Here is a 22,685-nt window from a genome sequence, read left to right on the forward strand (position 1 = left end):
TCCCGGCTCAACCGGTTCGATGCCGATCATTCACACCGCATTCGCCATGAACGCCGCCAGCGCGTCGCGATCGGCGGGCGGCATGGTCAGGCCGAGCTTGGAGCGGCGCCACAGGATGTCGTCGGGGAAGCGGGCCCATTCGGATTGCATGAGGTAGCGTACCTCGGCTGCCGTGAGTTCGGGACCGAAAGCCGGCCCAAGCTCGGCACGACTCTTGGCCTCGCCCAGCACGCCCGACAGCCGCGAGCCATAGGCGCCGAGCAGGCGCTGCGCCTGCGCCTCGGAGAGAAAGCGCCAGCGATCACGTGCGGCATCGACTTCCGCCTCGAAGTTCTGCCAGGGAAAGTCCCCGCCCGGAAGCGCGACCGCCGCCGTCCAGGGCCGCGACATCGGGTAGAACGGCGTCAGCCTGGTCACCGCGCGCTCCGCGCGCCATCGCGCGGTCGTGACATCGCCGCCGAACATCGTGAGCAGCGGCGCCTTGCGCCGCCTCGCATCGAAGGCGAGCGCACCATCCCGCCAGCGCCCGGCCTCGGGCGCCAGATTGACGCCCGAGATCGTCCGCATCACATCGACCGGCACGACGGGCTCGCGGAAATAGCGACTGGCAGCCTCGCAGAGATAGGTCACATCTGCGGCCGGCACGGCGACGATCGCCGGATCGCCCCTGAAGGCGTGCGTGACGGTGCCGATCAGGGTGAAATCGCGCTCGAACGGGCTTGCGAAGATCAGCCGGCCGTCGCTGTTCTGGAAAACGTAGACGTTGTCGGGCTCGAACAGCCGCGGCACGACGATCTGGCTGATCTGCACGGCAGCGCCTGCGCGCGGTGGCGGCTGTCGGAGCACGGTCTCGGCGACGCTCACGCTCCATCCGCCGCTGGTGTTCGCGAGTGCGCGGGTCGTGATGACCCTGCGGTGGCCGCGATCGACGACGGCGAGCCGCCAGATGTCGGTGCGATCCGCCCGCACACAGCGCGCGCCAGTACGGATCACCGCGCCACGCTCCGCCGCATCCAGCGCGGTCAGGACTGTGAGCCTGGAATCATCGACGACGCAGTCCGAATATTCAAAGGCGGTGCCGAACGGCCGTTTCAGGGCGTTGCCAACCGGATGATGCGTGATGTCGATGGTCGCGGACGGCGGCAAGCCGCCGCGCCCCGCAAGGCGGTCGTAGAGCAGCAGACCGGCGCGCAGCATCCAGGGCGGACGCTCGTCGGAATGCGCGGGGATCACGAAACGCATCGGGCGGACCAGATGCGGGGCGATCGCGAGCCACACCTTGCGCTCGGCCAGCGCCCGGCGCACACGACGGAAGCGGCGACGCTCCAGCACCGAGAGATCGCCGTGGATCAAATGCGGCGTCGCCGAGGAAGCTGCGCCACCGAGATCGCCCTGCTCGAACAGAATGACGCGAAGGCCGCGCCCGGCGGCGTCGCGCGCGATGCTGACGCCGTTCAGGCCACCGCCGATGATCGCGAGGTCGTAATCCGCCATGAAGCCGTCGTGAACGAACGAAGCAAGGACTTCGTCATCACTAGCCGGTCTTGAGCGCAAGCTCCATCGTCTCGGCGCGGCCGATCAGGCGGCCATATTGGCCGATCGGCAGGGGCTTGCCGAGCAGATAGCCCTGCACGCCGTCGCAACCCTCCTTGGCGAGGAAGGCGAGCTGCTCGATCGTCTCGACGCCTTCGGCGATGATCGACATTTCGAGGCCGTGACCGAGATCGATCACGGCGCGCACGATCGCTGCCGATTGCGGGTTGCGGCCGAGATTGATCACGAAGGCGCGGTCGATCTTGATCTTGTCGAACGGGAACGCCTGGAGATAGCTCAGTGAGGAATAGCCGCTGCCGAAATCGTCCATCGAGATGCGCACGCCCAGCGCCTTCAACCGGCGCAGCAGCGCGAGGCCGCGATCAAAATCCTCGATCAGCACGCCCTCGGTGATTTCGAGCTCGAGCCGGCCGGGCGACAGCCCGGTCTCCAGCAGGATCGAGTGGACGAGGCCGACCACGTCGCCATGGGCAAACTGTGCGGGCGACAGGTTGACCGCGACCTGGAGCGGCTTGGCCCAGGAGGCCGCCTCGCGGCAGGCCTGGCGCAGGATCCACTCGCCCATCTCGACGATCAGGCCGCTCTCCTCCGCAATTGGGATGAACTCGGCCGGCGAGACCTGGCCGCGGACCGGATGCTGCCAGCGCGCCAGCGCCTCGAAGCCGATGATCTCGCTCTCGGCGACGGTGTGGCCGGCGACGGCCTGCGGCTGGAATGCGAGCGAGAGCTCACCGTTCTTGATCGCTTTCGACAGGTCCTGGTGCAGCACGCGGCGGTCGCGAATCTGCTGGTCCATCTCGGGCTGGTAGAGGCTGATCGTGCCGCGCGACTTCTGCTTGGCGCGGAACAGCGCCGCCCCGGAATTGGCGAGCAGCGAAGCAGCGTCCGCGCCGTTGTGCGGGAAGACCGATATGCCGGTGGTGACCCCGGCGCGCACCGCGCGGCCGTCGATCTGGAATTCCTGGGAAAGGGCTTCACCGAGCTGGCGCGCCAGCGCGAGACCCGTGTCGGGCTGCTTGCCATCGATGATCAGGCCAAACTCGTCGCCGGACAGGCGCGCGACCACGCCGCCACGGGCGGCGTCCTGGAGCCGCTGGGCGACCTCGACCAGGAGCTTGTCGCCGAGCGCATGGCCGAAGACGTCGTTGACCTCCTTCAGCCCGTCGAGATCGACACAGAGCACGGCGAACTCCTCGCCGGTGCCCTCGCAGGCCTCGATCATCTGCGTCAGCGCCTGGAGGAATGCGGCGCGATTGGGCAGGTCGGTCAGGCCGTCGTGATAGGCCATGTGCGCCATGCGCGATTCGGTCTGGCGGCGGTCGGTGACGTCCTCGTGGGTCTTGATCAGATATTCCGGCTCGCCGGCATCGCTGAGCACGGTGGCGCGGCGGGTGAGGAAAAGCCGCAGGCCATCCTTGGTCGAGATCGGATGCTCCTCGGTGATCATTCCCCGCTTCTTGATCGCGGCCTCGTCGCGCGCGATGATCAGCTTGGCTTCCTTGGCGTTGAAGATGTCGGAAGCGGTGAGGCCCGTGGCATCCTCGCGCTTGCGGTTGAGGATCGCCTCGGCGCTGCGATTGGCGAGCAGATAGCGGCCGTCCTTGACCTGCTCCACGATCAGCGCCACGGGGATGTTGTCGACCACGAGCTCGAGGAATTTCTTGGTGCTCTCCAGCTGCTCCGAGAGCGAGCGGCGGTTGGTCACATCCTCGAACAGCGCAATCAGGAATTCGGGCTGGTTGTTCTGGTTGCGGGCAATCACGCGGACCGAGGACAGCACGCGGTTCTCCGCGCCCCGCTCGACCTTGATCTCGCTGCGGTACTGACCCTCGGCCGACGCCAGCGCCGCGCGATCCGCCGCCTCGATGCTGGCTGCGGTGGCAGGGCGGAAGATCTCGTCGGCGCGCTTGCCGACGATGCGATCGCGCGAATAGCGCGAGAAACGCTCGAAGGCGCGGTTGGCGAAGATGTAGCGGCCGTCCTCGATGTTCTTCGCGGCCACACAGACCGGGACGTTGTCGAGCACCGATTCCAGGAATTGCTTGGTGGAGGCAAGCTGCCGCGACAGGTTGCGCTGCTCGCTGACGTCGAGATGCGTCGCCACCGAGCCGCCATTCGGCAGCACGAAATATTTCACCAGGATGGCCCGCCCCTCCGGCAGCTCGGTGATCAGGCCGTTCGAGCTGGCGGCCTTCTCGTAGAACTCCTCGTCGGTCACGCCGAGCACGCCGCGATCGCGACGCAGCCTGAGCATGTCGGGCCCGGTCATATCGGCCCAGAGGTCCGAGCGCGCCAGCCCGTAGATTTCGAGATAGCGGTCGTTGCAGAAGATAATCCGTTGCTGAGCGTCGGTCATCACGACGCCCTGGTTCAGATTGTTCATGGCGGACGAAACGAAAGCATTGCGCCGCAACTGCATGCGCCTGGCTCGCCGTAACGCCGAGTGAATCCACAGCACGATGGCGGCCAGGAGCGAGCACACTGCGATGCCGCCGAGCAGCGCCTCCCAGACCAGATTGGGATCGAGCCGGCCCAGATAGCTTTGCGGGGCGAAATTGTCGGACAGCGCAAAGGCGCGCGCGGGCGCGACCGTGCCGGCCAGGCACGCCAAGGCCTGCACAGACGTCAGAATCGTGCCGCTCGCGTGCCAGTTCTTGTCAGCCATCAGCCACCCGCGATTTCAACTCCGGATTGTCTGGCCTCACGGGTTGGGATCGGGTAAACGCCTGTCAGCACGACAGAAAAATGTGACGCCAGATACGGCAATTGCCCTGACATGATAAATTCTTCCTTAATGGAGAGCCGCCTCGGGTGCGGTTCCTTAAGCCTCTCGTTAAGCCCCTTGTTAAGCTCCTTGTTAAGCTCCTTGGCCCTGCCGCTCACGGACCTCCCGCCCCACCATGGATAGAGTTGACTGCGTCGTCATCGGAGCGGGGGTGGTCGGGCTCGCGATCGCCCGAAAGCTCGCCCAGGCCGGGCGCGAGGTGATCGTGCTTGAAGCGGCGGAGGCGATCGGCACCATCACCTCCTCGCGCAACAGCGAGGTGATCCATGCCGGGATCTATTACCGGGCCGGGAGCTGGATGGCGCGGCTGTGCGTCAGCGGCAAGCATGCGCTCTACCGCTACTGCGCCGAGCGCGACATCCCGCACAGAAATTGCGGCAAGCTGATCGTCGCTACCAATCCGAAAGAGACCGAGAAGCTGCAATCGATCAAGGCGCATGCCGAGGCCAATGGCGTGCTCGACATGCAGATGCTCGCAGGCGACGCCGCGCGCGCGCTGGAGCCGGCGCTCGCCTGCGATGCCGCGTTGCTCTCGCCCTCGACCGGCATCATCGACAGCCATGCCTACATGCTCTCGCTGCGCGGCGAGGCCGAAGCGGCGGGCGCTGCGTTCGCGTTTCACACGCCGCTGATCCGCGCCAAGGCCTCAGGCGGCGTCATCGAAATCGATGCTGGCGGCGAGGCGCCGATGACGCTGCAATGCAGCCTGCTGGTCAACGCAGCAGGTCTTTCCGCGACGACCGTGGCGCGCAGCGTCGACGGCATGCCTCTGGAGCGGATTCCGCCGGCCTATCTTGCCAAGGGCAACTATTTCAGCTGTAGCACCAAGGCACCATTCTCACGGCTGATCTATCCCGTGCCCGAGCCCGGCGGGCTCGGCGTGCACCTCACCCTGGACATGGCAGGCCAGGCGCGCTTCGGTCCCGACGTGGAATGGATCGAAACGATCGACTATGCCGTCGATCCCGCACGCGCAGAGCGATTCTATCCGGCAATCCGCAAATACTGGCCGGACCTGCCTGATGGCGCGTTGATGCCGAGCTATTCGGGCATACGGCCGAAGATCGTCCCGCCGGCGGTGGCCACGCAGGATTTCCTGATGCAGGGCCCGCGCGATCACGGCGTGGACGGCCTCATCAATCTCTTCGGTATCGAGTCGCCCGGCCTGACGTCATCACTTGCGATCGCCGACCACGTCGCCGAGCTCGCAAGCATCTAGGCTTCGCACGAAATCAATCGCACGACGCTCCGCACCTCGACGTAGGGATGTGCGCAACAGCTCTCATCCCTACGTGAAGGGGTGCGAGATCAGGCCTATTCTGTACGGGGGTTACTAGTGGAGCGTGTCGTCGGTACCGTGCCTCAACCGCTCGATCTGGTCCTTGACCATCAACTTCCGGCGCTTCAACTCAACAATTTGCAGGTCGTCTGTTGAAAGGTGCACGAGAGCTTCGTGCAATTCGTTTTCGAGAAGTTTGTGTTTCCGCTCCAATTCAACAAGATGTGCCTGAATTGTCATTCGAAACCTCCTCGGTAGGGTTGAACCTCAGAATTCGATCCGGACGGAGAAGTGTACATCACCGATTCGTTCTGTCGATAAGTATCCGTAGTCCCACTGTCATTTTTGAAACTTCATATGTAATGAACAGTGAGTAAGGAACCCCGGCAGGAATCATCCATGATTTCAATGCGCCTGCGCGCGGTCGCCGCGATCCACTGAAATATCTTTGCGAGAGAACGTTGATAGGGACCCCAGATCGCTTGCGATCACGTCGCGCAAGGACGATACTTTCCACAGGCCTTCCACAGGCTTTCGTAACCTCATCGGGTTTTCCGGCTACCGCACATCATGACCAATGAAGACGAGCGCGAACTCGAAGCCGAGCTCGCCCGGTTGCAGCAGGAACACCGAGATCTCGATGCGGCGATCGATGCATTGCATCAATCGCCCGCCCCCGACCTATTGCGGTTACAGCGCCTGAAGAAACGCAAGCTGTTGTTGCGCGACCGTATCGCCTTCATCGAAGACCAGATCACGCCCGACATCATCGCCTGATCGCGGCCGCATGCCCGATGCGTTTTCCGCGATCGGATTTCTCTTGACTCAAAAAGAACAAAATAAGAACATTCAGACCTCAACCGCTTCCGGGGAAATGTCATGTCCGCAGCCGCCTTCGACAACAGCCATTATGAACAAGCCTGCGATCAGGCGATCGCGATGTGTGACGGCAATCTGCGCAGCACCATCAAGGCGCTGATCATGGCCAACGAATATCTGGAAGCGGAGCTCGAGGAATTGCAGGCGGCAATTTCGGCCGGCTGCATTCCCGAGACGTCGCGCAACAAGATGCGGAGCACCTCCAGCGCCGCGTGAGCCAACGAGCACTCGGAGCCGACCATGTCCGATGTCACCTACTATGTCGCACTGCCTTTCCTCACCGACGAAGATGGATCGCCGGTCGCAGGCGCCGCGGAGGAATGCCAGACTTCGGCCGCCGCACTGCGGCGCGCCGAGATCCTGGCGCACGGCGCCGGCCATATCGGCGCGATCGCGTTCAGCCGCAGCGGCGATCCCATGACCGGCGAGTTCGGCGACGCCAAGCTGCTGCGCAAATTCGGCAACGTGCCGGAAGACCTCAGCACGCTCTAAGAACGATACGAAGCTACACGATCGGTTGCCCTGGGGTTCACCTCTCCCCAGCAGGGAGAGGTGAAGTTCACGCCTCGACTCGCACCGATTGAGCCAAAACTCATCATCCTCTAGGTGCTGATCAGCCTGATCCGCGGCTCGTGCCGGCGCTGAGCCTTGCGCACGTACATGGCCGCGTCAGCTTCCTCCAGCGCGCGGCCCGCCTCGGCGTGAGATCCGAGCAGCGCGACGCCGGCGGAGGCGCCTGCATTCACGCGCTGGCCGCGAAACACAAAGGACAAATCGTCGATCGCCTGCTCGAAGCCTGCGGCCTTCGCCTTGGCGTCGGTCTCGCTGAGGTTCCACAACAGCAGCGCAAACTCGTCGCCGCCAAGACGGCCGACCACGTCAGAGGCACGCACCTGCCGCGTCAGCGTGGCGGCGATCGCCTTGAGGACCTCGTCACCGGCGGCGTGACCGAAGGAGTCGTTGATGGGCTTCAGGCGGTCGACGTCGAGCACGATCAACGCGCCGCGGGCGGCGTAGCGCGTCATGTAGGCGATCGCACGATGGAGCTCGCGCTCGAAGCCGCGCCGGTTCGGGATGCCGAGCAGGAAGTCGGTGTCGGCAGCAGCCTCGAGCTCGTCGATGCGCCGCTGGGCCTGGGCGAGCTTGGTGCGCAGGTTGCGGATGATCGCCTTGGCGTTCTTTGCATCGTTCTTTGCATCGTTCTTGGCCTTGCCGGTCGTCGCAGCGGGCCGGCCCGCAGGCCGGGCCGCGCGTCTGGCCGCGGGTTTGGATCGGCTCCCGCTGCTTTTCCGGCCCTTTTGCGCCTTCGCAGCGATCGCCCTTTTTGGTTTCTTCATGGGCGTCCTGCTCAATGAAGGCTTGCGGGGATTCACCAAGACAGGATAGTGCATTCCCTTCTCCTTGCCACCGCCTTGCGAGCCGCCGGCCGGAACCGTTAGTCTGGCCTATGTTTCTGCATTCCCGAGCACAATTGACGTCATGACCGCGCCGATCGCCATCATCATGGGAAGCCAGTCGGATTGGGACACCATGCGGCATGCCGCCGATACGCTCACAGCGCTCGGCGTCGCCTGCGAAAGCCGCATCGTCTCGGCCCACCGCACTCCGGAACGGTTGTTTACCTTTGCCAAGGGCGCCAAGGCCGAAGGCTTCAAGGTCATTATTGCCGGTGCCGGCGGCGCCGCGCATCTGCCCGGCATGACGGCGTCGCTGACGGAACTGCCGGTGTTCGGCGTCCCCGTCGAATCCAAGGCGCTGCGGGGCATCGATTCGCTTCACTCGATCGTCCAGATGCCCGCCGGCATCCCGGTCGGGACGCTCGCCATCGGCAAGGCGGGCGCGATCAACGCGGCGCTCCTCGCGGCGGCCGTCCTGGCCCTGTCCGATCCCGCGCTGTCGAAACGCCTCGTGGCCTGGCGCAAGGCACAGACCGACGCCGTGGCCGAGCGCCCGGAGGACAAGGCGTGACTGGCACCAAACGGGTAAAGCTGAAGCCCGGCGACACCATCGGAATCCTCGGCGGCGGACAATTGGGACGGATGCTTGCGATGGCCGCGGCGCGGCTCGGCCTGCGCTCCCAGGTGTTCTCGCCCGATCCGGACTCGCCGGCCTTCGACGTCGTGCTGAACGCGACCTGCGCCGAATATGCCGACGTCGAGGCGCTCGAGCTGTTCGCGAACGACGTCGACGTCATCACCTACGAGTTCGAGAACGTGCCGGCCGCAGCCGCGCTGGTGCTGGATGCGCGCCGCCCCGTGCTGCCCAACCGCAAGATCCTCGAGACCACCCAGGACCGACTCGCCGAGAAGGATTTCATCACCCGGCTCGGGATCGGCACCGCCGCCTATGCCGATGTCACCTCGGTCGCATCGTTGCGCGAGGCAATCGTCAGGATCGGGCTTCCGGCCGTGCTGAAGACGCGCCGCTTCGGCTATGACGGCAAGGGCCAGGCGATCATCCGCGAGGGCGATGACATCGCGAAAGTGTGGACCAACCTCGGCACCAAGTCGGCGATCCTGGAGGCTTTCGTGCCGTTCGAGCGCGAGATTTCCGTGATCGCCGCGCGCTCGGCCGAAGGCCAGGTCGAATGTTTCGACGTCACCGAGAACGAGCACCGCGATCACATTCTCAAGATCTCGCGCGCACCGGCCGCGATTCCGGACGCGCTTGCCGAAGAGGCGCGCAGCATCGCCGGCAAGATCGCCGACGCGCTCGACTATGTCGGCGTGCTGGCGGTCGAGATGTTCGTGCTCGCCAACGGCACGGGGCCAAAGGTGCTGGTGAACGAGATCGCGCCGCGCGTGCATAATTCTGGGCACTGGACGCTCGACGGCGCGTCCGTCTCGCAGTTCGAGCAGCATATCCGTGCCATCGCCGGCTGGCCGCTCGGCAAGCCCGTGCGGCACGGCGAGGTCGTCACCATGACCAACCTGATCGGCGATGAGATCAACCGCTACACGGACTGGCTCACGGTCCCCGGAGCCACCGTGCACATCTACGGCAAGGGCACGCCCAAGCCGGGCCGCAAGATGGGCCACGTCACCGAAGTGCTTCCGGCCCGCGACAAGTGAGGGGACCGCGGCGCTTCGCGATCCCCCTAAAGCGCGATGAGATTGGGATGAATCGTCATCGCGCTTTAGGTTGTTGTTCAAGCATGATCTCCACGCAAACGCGTTCGGCGTTTGTCGCGAGGGATCACGCGGTCTTCACGCCGGCGACGACGCCGGCCGGCTCTTCGCTGAGCCAGCGATAGATCACGCCGCCGAGCGCGCCGCCGATCAGCGGTGCGACCCAGAACATCCACAGTTGCGCCAGCGCCCAGCCGCCGACGAACAAGGCAGGCCCGGTGCTGCGCGCCGGGTTCACCGACGTGTTGGTGACGGGAATGCTGACGAGATGGATCATCACCAGCGTGAGCCCGATCGCGAGCGGCGCAAAACCCGCAGGCGCCCTCCCGTGCGTGGCGCCCATGATGACGAACAGGAACATCATGGTCATCACCACCTCGGTGATGAAGCACACCACCATGCCGTACTGGCCGGGCGAATGCGCACCATAGCCGTTCGACGCAAAGCCCTTGGTGACGTCGAAGCCCGGGGCGCCGCTGGCGATCACGTAGAGCAGCGTGGCCGCGACGATCGCGCCGATGACCTGCGCGACGATGTAGGGCAGGATCTGTCCGGTCGGGAACCGGCCGCCCGCGGCAAGACCGACCGTAACGGCGGGGTTGAGATGGCAGCCCGAGATGTGGCCGATGGCGTAGGCCATGGTGACGACGCTGAGGCCGAACGCCAGGGACACGCCGACCAGGCCGATACCGACCTGCGGGAAGCCGGCTGCGATCACCGCGCTCCCGCACCCCGCGAATGTGAGCCAAAAGGTGCCGATGGCCTCGGCGGCATATTTCTTCATATCCATGAGGGACTCCCCGTGATTTCCAAGACTTCCGGATCAAAGGTCCGGGAACGGCCCCGCCATTGGCGCCAAATCACCCCAATCGCGGCCGCACGGGGGCATTTTTGCCCCATTTAATGGCTTATCTTGGCCCAAATGCCCGCTTGGACGATGGACATCGCGGGTTTTGTCTGATACATCCGCGCGCTCAAGGTTAAGGGCTTGTGCTTTCTGCCATCCCCTTTGACTTACCAGAATTCAAATCCGATCCACTGAAGAGGATGCCGCGTGCAGGTTCTCGTTCGCGATAACAATGTCGATCAAGCCCTCAAGGCGCTGAAGAAGAAGATGCAGCGCGAGGGAATTTTCCGCGAGATGAAGCTCCGCGGTCACTACGAAAAGCCCTCCGAGAAGAAGGCCCGTGAAAAGGCCGAAGCCGTGCGCCGCGCGCGCAAGCTGGCCCGCAAGAAGCTGCAGCGTGAAGGCCTGCTGCCGATGAAGCCGAAGCCGGTGTTCGGCGCTGGTCCCGGTGGCGAGCGTGGCGCTGGCGGCCGTGGCGGCCCGGGCGCAGGTCCGCGCGGACCGCGCTGATTTTGCCGATCTTGCAAGATTGAGTTTTCGATGACGCGGGCCCAGGGCCCGCGTTATTGTTTGTGAGCGGTGCCTTTTCTGGGACGGGGCACTACCGATGCGGCACCAGCGCGAGCGAACCCGTAGATGGCCTCCCCTTTCCCCGAGCACAGCCCGGCACGGTCATGCCTGCCCTGGCGGCGCTCCGTCACACTCACACTGATCGCGGTTGCACTGTCCGGCTGCTCGTTCGACCTGGGATCGCTGATGCCGGAGAAGGAGAAGCCGCAGCAGGACGCGCCCAAATCTGCTACCGCGCCTGCTGCTGCGCCCGCCGAGAGCGCGGTCAGCGCCGGCACTGTCACCGAGGCCCAGAGCCATACGGCAAAGGGCCAGGCGCTCGCGAAATCAGGAGAGACGGCGGCAGCGCTCGAGGAGTTCAACCGCGCCGTTGCGCTCGATCCCTACAATGCGCAGGCGCTCTACGGCCGCGCCCTGATCTATCAGGCGAGCAACGAGCACGAGTTCGCGATCGCAGATTTCAGCGCAGCGAGCGGGCTCAATCCGCAGAAGCCGGAGCCGCTGCTCGGCCGCGCCATCAGCTATCTCGCAGTCGGTAAGGTCAAGGAAGCCGCAGCCGACCTCGACGAGGCTTCCGAGGCCGATCCGCACAATGCGCAAGTCTGGGCCACGCGGGGGCTCGCCTATGAGCGCCTCGGCGACAAGGCCAAGGCCGCGGCGTCCTACACCAAGGCCGTCGCGCTACGTCCGCGTGACGATGCCGCCCGGAGCGGGCTGGCCCGCGTCGGCGGCTGAGAACGGGATCGGAGGCGCAGCGCGCCAGATCAGTCTGGGGTGACGCCCTTCGGCAGGACCGCGTGGAACATCGACTTGACGCCCGACAGCATCTCGTCGGCAACGTTGGGCTTTGCCTTCGGCATGGGACCGGTCGCATCGGCCCGCAGATCGAGCGGCGGCGCGATCACCACCGGGACCGGGATGTCGGCCGGCGGTGTCAGCCGATTCGCATCATCGGTGCCAACGGACGCGGTGTAAGACGGGTTCGACGTCGTCGGGGAACCATAAGCCTCCGGGCCCGGCGTCGATACCGTGATTGGCGGCGGCAGCGGCCGCACGGAAGATGGGGCCGCCGTCACGAGCCGTGGCGCCTCCTGAACCCGCGGCGCTTCGCCTGCATGGGCCGTCTCCTGAGTGGAGGCCTCGGGCGATTTGCGCAGCCGCTCGATCGCCGCGCGGGCGAGATCATTGGCGTCAGGAGTCGCGGCATTCGATGCCGGAGCCTGAGTCGTCTCGGAGGCCGGCGCGGTGACGACCGGGGCACTGACGGCCGGAGCAGGCGTCGCCTTGGCCATGGCCTTGCTGTCGCGGGAAGCCGTCGGCCGGCCCCGCGGCGTAGCGGGAGTGGCGGCGGTCTCGGCGGATGAAGTCTCGGCGGGCTTGTTCTCGGCCGGCTGATCAGCGGCCTTGTTGTCAGCCGACTTCTCGGCCGCCGGCTTGTCCGTCACGGTCTTCTCGGAAACGCCCTTTTCGGAGACGCCCTTCTCGGAGATGCCCTTCTCGGAGATACCCTTGGCCTTCACTCCGGGCGCGGGGAGATTCGCGACCTCGGCAGGCTTGGCATCCTTCTTGGTCTGGGCAGGAGCGATTGCGGCGGCGGGAGTGTCGGGGGCCGGCCGGGCGTTGATGTAGTGATTGACGATGTACGCCCCGATGATCGTCGCGAGCACCGAGGGGAAGATATCCATGGAGATTTTAGTCAGGTATTTCAGCATTCCGGCCACTCCCCACACGGTCTGATGCGGGAACTTTGAGGCAATAGTAAGGGGGTCAACTGCGACGGATCGGTGGCAATTGGCACACCGCTTTTACGGTTTCAACTCTATCTCAAGGAACACGATCTCCGTTGCAGTTTCGTTAAGCACGTCGTGCGCGACACCTGCCTTGCGGAAGTAGGACTTGCCCGCCGCAAGCTGCGCCCTGGAGCGCTCGCCATCGGGGGCCACGATGGTCATCTCGCCGTCCCTGACGGGAACGATCACATAGTCCATCCCGTGAATGTGATGGCCGGTGGCGCCGCCGGGCGGCAGCCGCCACTCGGTGACCCGGACCTCGTCATTGTCGACCTGAACCTCGGAGCTGGCGGCAAGCATTTCCATTCCCCTCGTAAAGCGCGATGAATCGTCATCGCGCTTTAGGTTGTTGTTTGCGCATGATCTTTTCGGAAAACCGCTTCGCACTTTTCCGGATCATGCTTACGGCACAAAGACCATGAACACGTAGACGGCAAATACCACCATATGGACCAGCCCGAACAGGACGTTGGTCCTGCCGGTGCCGAAGGTCAGCATGCTCAGCAGAAATGTCAGGAACATCAGCGCCGTGTTCTGGGGGTTCAGGCCGAGAACCAGCGGCTGATCGAGCGCATAGGTGGCGAGTCCGACGGCTGGAATCGTGAGCCCGATGGTAGCCAGTGAGGAGCCGAGGGCCAGGTTGATGCTCTTCTGGAGATCGTTCTTGCGCGCGGCGGCGATCGCCGAGACTCCCTCCGGCATCAGGATCAGGAGCGCAACCAGGAGACCGGCAAAGGCCGGTGGGGCACCAATCATGACGGCAACGGCGTCGACCACCAGTGAGAACTTCTTGGCAAGCAGAACGACGGCGAGGAGCGAGACCAGGAGCAGGACGATGCTGAGAACCAGCATCGTGCCTGACAGATGGCTTTCGCCGCCCTTGCCGTCATCAGCCTGATTGATGAAATAATCGCGGTGCAGCACGGTCTGCGTATAGAGAAACACGCCATAGAGCACGATCGTCACGAGATCGACGAAGCCGAGCTGGAGCGTCGAATAGATCGGGCCCGGCGTCGTCAGCGTATAGTTGGGCATGATCAGCGTGATGGTCGCCAGCGCGATCAGTGTGCTGAGATAGACGTTGGAGCCTGAAACCTGGAAACCCTGCTCGCGGTAGCGCAGGCCGCCGATGAAGACGCAGAGGCCGACGAGCCCATTGCAGACGATCATCACCACGGCAAACACGGTGTCGCGCGCGAGCTCCGGCGCCGGCTTGTCGCCGAGCATGATGGTGGTGATCAGCGCGACCTCGATGATGGTCACCGCGAGCGTGAGCAGCAACGTGCCGAACGGTTCGCCGATCCGCTCCGCAATCACCTCGGAGTGATGAACGGCAGCGAACACCGTTCCGAACAGGATCACCAGCAGGACGATCGCAAACACGAAACCGCCGACGGACAGGGTGAAGCCGTATCCCATCGCGGTGACGATCAGGAACAGCAGCACCGCCAGGGCGGGAAATAGCCATGACGACCGCGGCATCGGTCCGTGTGCGCTCATGCAGACAATTCCTCAAATCAAGCCGGGGTCGATTATGCGCGAGAAGATCGCATGCGTCAGCCCTCAGCTGCCATTGATGAATCGTCGCGCGGTCTCCATGGCCCCGAAGGCATCGAGATCGTTGTGTCCGCCGCCGGGAAGTCGCACGAGGCGCTTGGGCTCGCGAGCGAGTGCGTACAGCCGCTCGCCGAGCGCGATCGGGATGGTCGGATCGTCCGTGCCATGCATGATCAGAAGCGGCGCAGTGACGCGGGCGATGCGCTCGTCCGAGCGAAACTGGTCGCGCATCAACAAGCGGACCGGGACCAAGGGGTAGAGCGAGGCGGCGACGTCGGCCATCGACGTGTAAGGTGCCTCCAGGACCAATTTGCCGATCTTGTGGTCGGATGCGATGGCGATCGCAAGGCCGGTCCCGAGCGAGAAGCCCCAGGCGACAATGCGCTCCGCCGCGTAGCGCGAGGCTGCGAAGGCGTAATCGGTCGCGGCGTCGCGCAGCAGTCCCTGCTCGCTCGGCGCGCCACTCGAGCCGGCATAGCCGCGATAGGACAGCGCGACGAGACCGGTGCCGTCGGCCGTCATGGCCCTGAAGCGACCGACAAGGCCGGCAAGATAATCCCCGTTGCCGTGAAAATAGAGGATCACGGGACGGCCGGGCTTTGCCGGCACGTGCCAGACGATCACCTTCTCGCCATCCGACGTGGTGAGCAGATGCTCTTCCGCCTCGGGAAGGCCTGCGGCGGCAGGCGCGGTAGGTTCGACGGTCGGGGCCGGAAACAGCATGTCGCGCTGCTTCACGTAGAGCAGGACGAGACCGGCGAGATAAGCAACCGCAGCGATTGCCAGGAGCCACTTCAGAACGGCCAACATCCGGAGCAAACCTTAGCTAGATCAGCTGCAGGACCGCCATTCGGGCCGGGCCCGCGACCAAGGACATAGCGCAGACGGGTGGACTAGGGGTAGGCTCGCGCTAGAGTTGCCGGCCGAGGGAGAACGTCAATGCTTAAGGAGGTAAGCTACCACGGGAGCGATCCAAAAGCCGTGCAGAAACGGCATCCCGAATACGGACGGTGGGACAAGCTAGGATTGCCTATTCTAGCCATGATCTATTGGACCGACGAGTACGTAGTCTACATAGACGAGAACTCCGACATCGACTTTCGAATGAACGGGGAAGTTGCTCCAGAGAAGGTCGCTGAATTTAATCGAATCCTGAACGAAGCATCCTCGCTCGAAATATCCGTTTCAGATGAATTCCCCCAACACACCAAGCTTCAGTGCAAGCAGTTCATTGGAGAAGCCATAGCGTGTTGCCTCGACCAAGATTTCGTCAATGCCGCTCGGATGCTCGCGTCGGCGCGGGTTTTTGTTGAAGGACGCAGCAGAGAGCTCTCGCGCATGTGGTATGTCGCAGGGTGCTGCCTTATCGCTGGGCCATTGTTGCTAGCGGGGCTTGCCGTTTGGTTCTTTCGGAACACTGTGATTCTGAGCGTCGGGCAGGCTGCATTCTGGCTCATCCTCTGCGCCGGAGCGGGTGCGCTAGGTGCGCTACTTTCAGTTATCTCTCGTGGCGGAACGCTACGGTTCGACGCATCATCCGGAAAAGCCCTTCACTATTTTGAGGGTGCTTCGAGAGTTGTTGCCGGCTCAATTTCCGGGGTCGTCGTCGGGATCGCCGTCAAATCCGGCCTCATTCTGACGCCCTTGTTTCAGGGCAACAAAGCGGGCTTCATTCTGCTTCTCTCGGCCATCGCCGCCGGCGCCGCAGAGCGATTTGCAACATCAATCATTTCAGACGTTAGCTCCATTGGTCTTAGTGGAGCTAAATCCGGGTCTTCCGAGCTGCCTGTCGACGAAGCAACAAATCGAGGGAAGACCCGAAAAACGCCTCGCCTGAGGCAGACGTCTACATCGCCTTGACGATGTTCTCGGTAACCTTCTTGGCGTCGCCGAGCAGCATCATGGTGTTGTCGCGATAGAACAGCGGGTTGTCGATGCCGGCGTAGCCCGAAGCCAGCGAGCGCTTGATGAACATCACCGTGCCGGCCTTCCAGACCTGGAGCACCGGCATGCCGTAGATCGGCGAAGTCTTGTCCTCTTCGGCCGCCGGGTTGGTGACGTCGTTGGCGCCGATCACGAAGGCGATGTCGGCCTGGGCGAATTCGGAGTTGATGTCCTCGAGCTCGAACACCTCGTCATAGGGCACATTGGCTTCGGCCAGCAGCACGTTCATGTGGCCGGGCATGCGGCCCGCGACCGGGTGGATGGCGTACTTCACCTCGACGCCTTCCTTCTTCAGCATGTCGGCCATCTCGCGCAGCGCGTGCTGGGCCTGCGCCACCGCCATGCCGTAGCCGGGCACGATGATGACCTTGGAGGCGTTCTTCATGATGAAGGCGGCATCGTCGGCCGAGCCGAGCTTTGCCGGCTTCTGCTCGCCGGTACCCCCGCCGGCCGCCGCGGTCTCGCCGCCGAAGCCGCCGAGGATGACCGAGATGAAGGACCGGTTCATCGCGTGGCACATGATGTAGGACAGGATCGCGCCGGATGAGCCGACCAGCGCGCCGGTGATGATCAGCGCGGAATTGCCGAGCGTGAAGCCGATGCCGGCCGCGGCCCATCCCGAATAGGAGTTCAGCATCGAGATCACGACCGGCATGTCGGCGCCGCCGATCGGGATGATCATGAGCACGCCGAGGGCGAGCGCCAGGATGACGTTGAGCCAGAAGAACACCGGGCTGCCGGTAACCACGAGCCCGACGATGCAGGCGACCAGCGCGACCGCGAGCGCGATGTTGATGAGATGCCGCGCCGGCAGGATGATCGGCGCGCCGCTCATGCGGGCCGACAGCTTGAGGAATGCGATCACCGAGCCGGTGAACGTCAGCGCACCGATGGCGACGCCGAGCGACATTTCGACCAGGCTCTGCGTGTGGATGTTGCCGGGGGTGCCGATGTCGAAGGCCTCAGGCGCATAGAATGCGCCGGCGGCGACCAGCACCGCGGCCATGCCGACCAGCGAGTGGAAGGCAGCGACCAGTTCCGGCATCGAGGTCATCGGCACACGGCGTGCGATCACCGCGCCGATCGCAGCACCGATGGCGATGCCGACGATGACGAGCAGCCAGGCAAGGCCGTCGGCCGGCGGATGGTTGGCAAGCGTGGTGGCGACCGCGATCGCCATGCCGATCATGCCGAGCAGGTTGCCCTGGCGCGAAGAGGCCGGGCTCGACAGCCCGCGCAGTGACAGGATGAACAGCACCCCCGCCACGAGATACAACAATGCAGAGAGATTGGCGTTCATCTCAGGTCCCCATCTGTCCCATCAGCCCGAGGTGGCCGCTTACTTGGCCTTCTTCTTGTACATCGCCAGCATGCGCTGGGTGACAAGGAAGCCGCCGAAGATATTGATGCAGGCAAAGATCAGCGCGATGAAGCCGAAGCCGCGCGCCCAGCCCGAACCGCTCGACACGTTGGCAACGCCGCCCGCGAGCAGCGCGCCGACCACGATCACCGAGGAGATCGCGTTGGTGACGCTCATCAGCGGTGTATGCAGTGCCGGGGTCACCGACCACACCACGAAATAGCCGACGAACACCGCCAGCACGAAAATCGACAGCCGGAAGATGAAGGGATCGACGACCTGTGCGACATGCTCCATGGCTTCTCTCCTCTAGGCTTTCGGCTGGAAGTTCGGGTGGATGACGGCGCCGTCCTTGGTGAGCGCGGTTGCCTTCACGAGCTCGTCGTCCCAGTTCACGGCAAGCTTCTTCTCTTTCTTGTCGATCATGGTCTCGATGAAGGAGAACAGGTTGCGCGCATAGAGGCCGGAAGCCGAGGCGGCGACGCGGCCGGCGACGTTGGTGTAGCCGACGATCTTGATGCCATCGATCTCGGCGACTTCGCCCGCCCTGGCGCCCTCGACGTTGCCGCCGCGCTCGACGGCGAGGTCGACCAGCACCGAGCCCGGCTTCATCGACTTGACCATCTCGGCCGAGACGAGCTTTGGCGCCGGCCGGCCCGGGATCAGCGCGGTCGTGATCACGATGTCCTGCTTCTTGATGTGCTCGGCGGTGAGCGCGGCCTGCTTGGCCTGGTATTCCTTGGACATTTCCTTCGCGTAACCGCCGGCGGTCTGCGCGTTCTTGAACTCCTCGTCCTCGACGGCGAGGAATTTGGCGCCAAGGCTCTCCACCTGCTCCTTGGTGGCCGGCCGCACATCGGTCGCGGTCACGATGGCGCCGAGGCGGCGCGCAGTCGCGATCGCCTGGAGGCCGGCAACGCCGACGCCCATCACGAACACTTTTGCGGCGGGCACGGTGCCGGCGGCGGTCATCATCATCGGGAAGGCGCGGCCGAAGGCTTCGGCGCCCTCGATGACGGCGCGGTAGCCGGCGAGGTTGGCCTGCGACGACAGCACGTCCATCACCTGCGCGCGCGTGATGCGCGGCATCAGTTCCATGGCGAAGGCGGCGATGCCGGCATCGGCCATCGTCTTCAGCGCAGCCTCGTTGCCATAGGGATCCATGATCGCGATGACGAGCGCACCGCGCTTGTACTGGCCAAGCTCGGACGCCTCGGGGCGCTTCACCTTGATGATGATGTCGGCATCGACAAGCGCATCGGCGCTGACGGTAGCACCGGCGGCGGTGTAGTCGGAATCGAGCAGGCCCGACTTGACGCCGGCACCGGGCTCAACGGCGATCTCGGCGCCCAGAGCCTTGAACTTCTTCACCGTATCCGGCGAAGCGGCGACCCGCGGCTCGGACGGATCGATTTCCTTGGCAACGGCAATCTTCATGAGGCCTCCGGCGGCGCGGGACAGCGCGCATGCGAATTTAGCGTTACTCCCGCAACGTTGGATACCGGTTTTAGAACCGGCTTGGATGCAAATTTTCTGAGCAACCGCCGCCCTTGGCGGTGCAGCCGACGATGGATCAGGTCAGGAAGATCGCCATCAGGATGACGATGAGCGCCACCGTGGCCGTGCCGTACTTCACCAGCTTGATGAAGCCCTCATAGGTTTGCTCGTGGGCAACGTAGTCGTTGCCATCGGCGGTGCTGTACGCCACTTCGCTATGGTCGGCCATGGATGTCCCCAGTCGAAAAGTCGAATTCCCGGCTGGCATTACCGCAATCCGCCGGACAGGGCAACGGCACAGCTGCGCAGTTTTCCCGCAAATCGGCTCATTTGGAAACCCGATTGTCGGGACCGGGGAAGCGTTCGCCGCCCAACACCATCCTACTCCTGGTCCAAAACGGCGATCATGAACGTCGCGGTCTCCGGCTCGACGTCGGCTTCGACCACAGCCAGACCGAGCGCACGGCGCACCGCGTCGACAGCCTCCTCGCCGCCATCGGTGAATCTCGCCGTGTCCGGAGCAGTGCCCGAGCCGACCGCAACGGGATGATCGCCGGCCAGGAAGCCGTGCGTCATGTGGAAACCAAGCGCGCGATAGACCTCGAACTGCTCTTCCGAGAAGAACTGGTCGCCGGTGGTCTCGTGCGGGAAGCGATTGTTTCGTCGCGCGTAATCCCGGATGTAGTCGTTTTCGTCGCCGGTGAGCGAGGACTTGATATAGACGAGATGGCCCTTCTCCTGGCCGCCGTAGTCGATGGTGCCGATCGCGACGTGAACGTGGTCCCGCGGCGCATTGTCGTGCTCGTCTGGCGATGAGGGGTCACCGGCCTTGTCTGCATTGCGCGCCATCAGTGCGCGGGTGCGTTCGCGGATCGGCGTCCAGGGCAGATCAATCCGGATCCCGAGGTCGATCCGCGCATAGCGCTGCAGCGTCATCAGCGAGGCGAAGTTCATCGGCGCATCGGCTTCCGCATCGACCGCGATGATCACCTTGCAGCGCCGACGCAACAGCTCGTAGACGCCTAGGTTCTCGATGTGGCCACCATCGGTGAGATAGACGCTGTCGCTGTTCTCGTAGAGACGCCCGGAGATTTCCGACCAGAAATAAAGCGGCGTGGAGCGACGCTGGGGCCGCACGCGCTCATCGACGTAACGCGGATTCTTCAGCCAATACCCGAGACGCACGTTGAGAAGCGCAAGCGTCGGCGTCAGCGCTCTGATCGAGTTCGAGCCCATGTTTGAGGAGGCCGCCGCGCCCGAGATCGCCATGGCAGTGGCGAGATCGAGACTCTGCTCGTCATCCTGCACCGCCCAGGTCGGGGCATAGCCCGTCGCCTCGCTGCCAACATTCAGCGCGGAAAACATGAAGAAGTCCGCGTTGCGGCCGCGCCGATTGGCAAAGTCCGAGCCCTGGATGTTCAGCGCCGTATTGATGAGTTGATAGGGCGCGTGCAAGCTCGGAGCGGCAGCCTGCCCAGCCGTTTCGGGGTCCTCCGTCCGAACCGCAAAGAGATCGCTGAGCTTCATGCGATCGAGCGGCTTGAAATCGCGCCCCTGGTCGAGGCTTGCCTCGACGCGCCCGATGTCGCCATCGGCCGAACGAGTCGGATCGAACAGGAAGGCCTTGCTCAGGCGATCGCGATATAGCCGATGCAGCGAGTTCGCATTCGGCGTCAGAAAGAACGAGATGACGAACAACACGACGCCGGCAAGGGTATAGAGGATGACCATCGGAAGGCTAAATGAGTAGCCGAGCTCGGAGGCCGCCCCCTGAAATAGATTCGGGTACTCTCTCTGAACGACGCCTCCAATTTTCTGGGCTAGGAATTCGAGCCATGCGGGGGCGTGCCAGGTCGGCGTCAGCCTCTCCGTATTCGGAACGACCGGCGGCATCGCTTTCGGCGTGATCTCGGCGGACAAGGTGCCGGTGCTGGCGTCGAACTGGATCTTGCCCGCCAGATTTCCCGCAGGCGCGTTTGATTTGGCATTGGCGAGGCACTCTCTTTGGGCCGCCGCGCCCAGAGCCGACGGGCACCTTTCGAACAGGTCGTTGGCGATGCCCCAATACGACAGATAGAGGTAGGCGACCCAGATGATCAGCGGCAGCGCGAGACCCGCGATCCACAGGGCGGCCTTGGCTACAATGGCGAGCACGAGCGAGCCCCATTGTGAGGACACGCTGTTGCCCTTCAGCACCTCTGCGAATTGCTGCCTGAATGCGGTGACGAAGACGCCGATTGGCGCGGCGATCGCCGCGAGGGACTTGATCCAGGTGATGGCGACGGCGCCGACCGGTCCGCCGAGCGCGTTGCTCTCGGCAACGTCGAACATCTGGCCCAGCATGAAGGGCTGAAATTCGAAGAAGGCGAGGACTGCGAGCAGCACGAGGAAGGTCGCGCCGGCGCTCGGCCAATGCGAGCGGAACTCCTGGCGCTTGCCCGGACTTGCAAATGATTGTTTGAGGGCCCAGCCGAAGAACAGGACAACCCCGATGATGGCCGTCGCCAGGGTCAGCGCGAAATGCTGGACCTGAAGAAAACGCGCGAAATCGCAGGCGACGCCGAGCAGCAACGCGAGACCGGCAAGATAGGCGCACACGACGCTCGGGCCGCTGCCGCGGACCGAGCGGGAGCTGAAATAGGCAAGTACGCTGCCGACGAGCAGCACCAAGGCGGCGGCAGCTCCGAAGGCGGTGAAGCCGTAACGATCGATGCTGCTGAAATCGTGCAGCTCGCACAGTTTGCGATCGTTGAAGCCGATCCCGAAGATGTTCGCGACCGTGAGGCAGCTCCGAAGCGGCGTCGACCAGATGGTGATCGCGGCAAGCAGCAGCACGACCGGCAGCGTCAGCCCGATATTGGCGACCAGGCCGCGCACGACGATCGCAATTCCTGTCAGGAGATCGCGCACACCGGCGGGGATCAGATAGTTGGAATAGTTCCGCAGATGTCCGACGGAGGGCGTGTCGCTGATCTCGGCTGCCGTGACAGTTCCGCCCGCCGGCCTCTCGCCGAATACGAACCGACGCGCGACCGTCATGGTCGCGCTGAGCGACGTCCCCATATAGCCGCCGCCCGATACCGTGGAGAGATAGTCGATCCGCCCGATCAGATTGTGATGGTTGAGCGCCTGCAGCACGCCCAGGCAAACGGCCGAGGAGCGAATGCCACCGCCGGACAAGGCGAGCCCGGTGACGTCGAGCAACTGGCAGGGTTCTAAGCTATCTGGATCGATGCGCCGGTCCGGCTCGCGGCGGGTGTTGATCGCTGCGATTTCGCCGCGGACGATCTGGTGGTGCTTTTCGCACCACGGCGTTTCCTCATCGACGGCAGCGGCGTTTCTGGCTTCTACGGCTCGCGCGGCGGGTCCTTGATCGAGCATGGGTGTCACCCCCAGGCGGAAATCGATCCATCAACAATCAGCAGTTGAAAAATATATTCTCAGTACGCACAAGATTAGTCTTGCCAGTTTTCGCGAACGTTCAATCCCACGTAG

At 64.0% G+C, this 22,685-nt stretch carries 23 protein-coding genes; 9 read left to right on the forward strand and 14 right to left on the reverse strand.

Going from position 1 to position 22,685, the window contains the following annotated elements; translation table 11 throughout:
* Positions 1–30 precede the first annotated feature (30 nt).
* Positions 31–1,494, reverse strand: a complete 1,464-nt coding sequence (locus SO139_RS05145; protein ID WP_449376844.1) for a glycerol-3-phosphate dehydrogenase — start codon at positions 1,492–1,494, stop codon at positions 31–33.
* A gap of 40 nt (positions 1,495–1,534) precedes the next feature.
* Positions 1,535–4,219: a sensor domain-containing protein gene (locus SO139_RS05150; RefSeq protein WP_474800861.1), complete on the reverse strand. Its 2,685-nt coding sequence runs from the start codon at positions 4,217–4,219 to the stop codon at positions 1,535–1,537.
* A 235-nt stretch (positions 4,220–4,454) separates the two neighbouring features.
* Here SO139_RS05150 and SO139_RS05155 point away from each other — a divergent pair, with 235 nt between their 5' ends.
* A complete protein-coding gene (locus tag SO139_RS05155) occupies positions 4,455–5,558 on the forward strand; it encodes an NAD(P)/FAD-dependent oxidoreductase (protein WP_449376846.1) in 1,104 nt (367 codons plus the stop codon).
* A 114-nt stretch (positions 5,559–5,672) separates the two neighbouring features.
* Here SO139_RS05155 and SO139_RS05160 read toward each other — a convergent pair whose 3' ends face one another.
* Positions 5,673–5,858 (reverse strand): YdcH family protein, encoded by a 186-nt coding sequence (locus SO139_RS05160; protein WP_449376847.1) that lies wholly within the window; start codon positions 5,856–5,858, stop codon positions 5,673–5,675.
* 330 nt (positions 5,859–6,188) lie between these two features.
* On the opposite strand from SO139_RS05160, the gene SO139_RS05165 reads away from it, so the two are divergent.
* The 3 genes from SO139_RS05165 to SO139_RS05175 all read left to right on the forward strand — a co-directional run bounded on the left by SO139_RS05165 (position 6,189) and on the right by SO139_RS05175 (position 6,989).
* Positions 6,189–6,395: a YdcH family protein gene (locus SO139_RS05165; protein WP_027553252.1), complete on the forward strand. Its 207-nt coding sequence runs from the start codon at positions 6,189–6,191 to the stop codon at positions 6,393–6,395.
* A gap of 102 nt (positions 6,396–6,497) precedes the next feature.
* Positions 6,498–6,713, forward strand: a complete 216-nt coding sequence (locus SO139_RS05170) for a hypothetical protein (protein WP_254099836.1) — start codon at positions 6,498–6,500, stop codon at positions 6,711–6,713.
* Between the two features lie 24 nt (positions 6,714–6,737).
* Complete coding sequence (locus tag SO139_RS05175; protein WP_449376848.1) at positions 6,738–6,989, forward strand: hypothetical protein; 252 nt, start codon at positions 6,738–6,740, stop codon at positions 6,987–6,989.
* 110 nt (positions 6,990–7,099) lie between these two features.
* On the opposite strand, the gene SO139_RS05180 is transcribed toward SO139_RS05175, so the two are convergent.
* Positions 7,100–7,834, reverse strand: a complete 735-nt coding sequence (locus SO139_RS05180; RefSeq protein ID WP_449376849.1) for a GGDEF domain-containing protein — start codon at positions 7,832–7,834, stop codon at positions 7,100–7,102.
* Between the two features lie 142 nt (positions 7,835–7,976).
* Here SO139_RS05180 and purE point away from each other — a divergent pair, with 142 nt between their 5' ends.
* Positions 7,977–8,465 carry a 5-(carboxyamino)imidazole ribonucleotide mutase gene (gene purE, locus SO139_RS05185; protein WP_449376850.1) on the forward strand — a complete coding sequence of 163 codons (489 nt, stop codon included), beginning with the start codon at positions 7,977–7,979 and terminating at the stop codon, positions 8,463–8,465.
* The gene (locus SO139_RS05190) at positions 8,462–9,568 is read left to right on the forward strand and encodes a 5-(carboxyamino)imidazole ribonucleotide synthase (RefSeq protein WP_449376851.1); all 1,107 of its coding nucleotides are present in this window, start codon (positions 8,462–8,464) and stop codon (positions 9,566–9,568) included. The genes purE and SO139_RS05190 overlap by 4 nt, the downstream gene beginning before the upstream one ends.
* 124 nt (positions 9,569–9,692) lie before the next feature.
* On the opposite strand, the gene aqpZ is transcribed toward SO139_RS05190, so the two are convergent.
* Positions 9,693–10,415 carry an aquaporin Z gene (gene aqpZ / locus SO139_RS05195; protein ID WP_449376852.1) on the reverse strand — a complete coding sequence of 241 codons (723 nt, stop codon included), beginning with the start codon at positions 10,413–10,415 and terminating at the stop codon, positions 9,693–9,695.
* Positions 10,416–10,679: 264 nt separating this feature from the next.
* On the opposite strand from aqpZ, the gene rpsU reads away from it, so the two are divergent.
* Both rpsU and SO139_RS05205 read left to right on the forward strand, forming a co-directional pair.
* Positions 10,680–10,982 (forward strand): 30S ribosomal protein S21, encoded by a 303-nt coding sequence (rpsU, locus tag SO139_RS05200; RefSeq protein WP_027525171.1) that lies wholly within the window; start codon positions 10,680–10,682, stop codon positions 10,980–10,982.
* A gap of 126 nt (positions 10,983–11,108) precedes the next feature.
* A complete protein-coding gene (locus SO139_RS05205) occupies positions 11,109–11,777 on the forward strand; it encodes a tetratricopeptide repeat protein (protein ID WP_449376853.1) in 669 nt (222 codons plus the stop codon).
* A gap of 29 nt (positions 11,778–11,806) precedes the next feature.
* Here SO139_RS05205 and SO139_RS05210 read toward each other — a convergent pair whose 3' ends face one another.
* The 4 genes from SO139_RS05210 to SO139_RS05225 all read right to left on the reverse strand — a co-directional run bounded on the left by SO139_RS05210 (position 11,807) and on the right by SO139_RS05225 (position 15,199).
* On the reverse strand, positions 11,807–12,754 hold the full coding sequence (locus SO139_RS05210; RefSeq protein WP_449376854.1) for a hypothetical protein: 948 nt from the start codon (positions 12,752–12,754) through the stop codon (positions 11,807–11,809).
* A gap of 93 nt (positions 12,755–12,847) precedes the next feature.
* Entirely contained in the window at positions 12,848–13,132 is a 285-nt protein-coding gene (locus SO139_RS05215) for a cupin domain-containing protein (protein ID WP_449377018.1), read from the reverse strand.
* Between the two features lie 102 nt (positions 13,133–13,234).
* Entirely contained in the window at positions 13,235–14,332 is a 1,098-nt protein-coding gene (locus tag SO139_RS05220) for a calcium:cation antiporter (protein WP_449376855.1), read from the reverse strand.
* Positions 14,333–14,395: 63 nt separating this feature from the next.
* Complete coding sequence (locus tag SO139_RS05225; RefSeq protein WP_474800854.1) at positions 14,396–15,199, reverse strand: alpha/beta hydrolase; 804 nt, start codon at positions 15,197–15,199, stop codon at positions 14,396–14,398.
* A gap of 129 nt (positions 15,200–15,328) precedes the next feature.
* On the opposite strand from SO139_RS05225, the gene SO139_RS05230 reads away from it, so the two are divergent.
* A complete protein-coding gene (locus SO139_RS05230) occupies positions 15,329–16,249 on the forward strand; it encodes a hypothetical protein (protein ID WP_449376857.1) in 921 nt (306 codons plus the stop codon).
* On the opposite strand, the gene SO139_RS05235 is transcribed toward SO139_RS05230, so the two are convergent.
* The 5 genes from SO139_RS05235 to SO139_RS05255 form a co-directional block, all read right to left on the reverse strand.
* A complete protein-coding gene (locus SO139_RS05235; protein WP_449376858.1) occupies positions 16,236–17,633 on the reverse strand; it encodes an NAD(P)(+) transhydrogenase (Re/Si-specific) subunit beta in 1,398 nt (465 codons plus the stop codon). The genes SO139_RS05230 and SO139_RS05235 overlap by 14 nt on opposite strands.
* A gap of 39 nt (positions 17,634–17,672) precedes the next feature.
* Positions 17,673–17,990, reverse strand: coding sequence for a proton-translocating transhydrogenase family protein (locus tag SO139_RS05240; RefSeq protein WP_254099863.1), 318 nt, complete (start codon positions 17,988–17,990; stop codon positions 17,673–17,675).
* 12 nt (positions 17,991–18,002) lie between these two features.
* Positions 18,003–19,130 carry a Re/Si-specific NAD(P)(+) transhydrogenase subunit alpha gene (locus SO139_RS05245; RefSeq protein ID WP_449376859.1) on the reverse strand — a complete coding sequence of 376 codons (1,128 nt, stop codon included), beginning with the start codon at positions 19,128–19,130 and terminating at the stop codon, positions 18,003–18,005.
* Positions 19,131–19,266: 136 nt separating this feature from the next.
* Positions 19,267–19,419, reverse strand: coding sequence for an aa3-type cytochrome c oxidase subunit IV (locus tag SO139_RS05250; protein ID WP_449376860.1), 153 nt, complete (start codon positions 19,417–19,419; stop codon positions 19,267–19,269).
* A 152-nt stretch (positions 19,420–19,571) separates the two neighbouring features.
* On the reverse strand, positions 19,572–22,571 hold the full coding sequence (locus SO139_RS05255) for a patatin-like phospholipase domain-containing protein (protein ID WP_449376861.1): 3,000 nt from the start codon (positions 22,569–22,571) through the stop codon (positions 19,572–19,574).
* Positions 22,572–22,685 lie beyond the last annotated feature (114 nt).

The sequence above is a fragment of the Bradyrhizobium sp. UFLA05-89 genome, assembly GCF_059803475.1.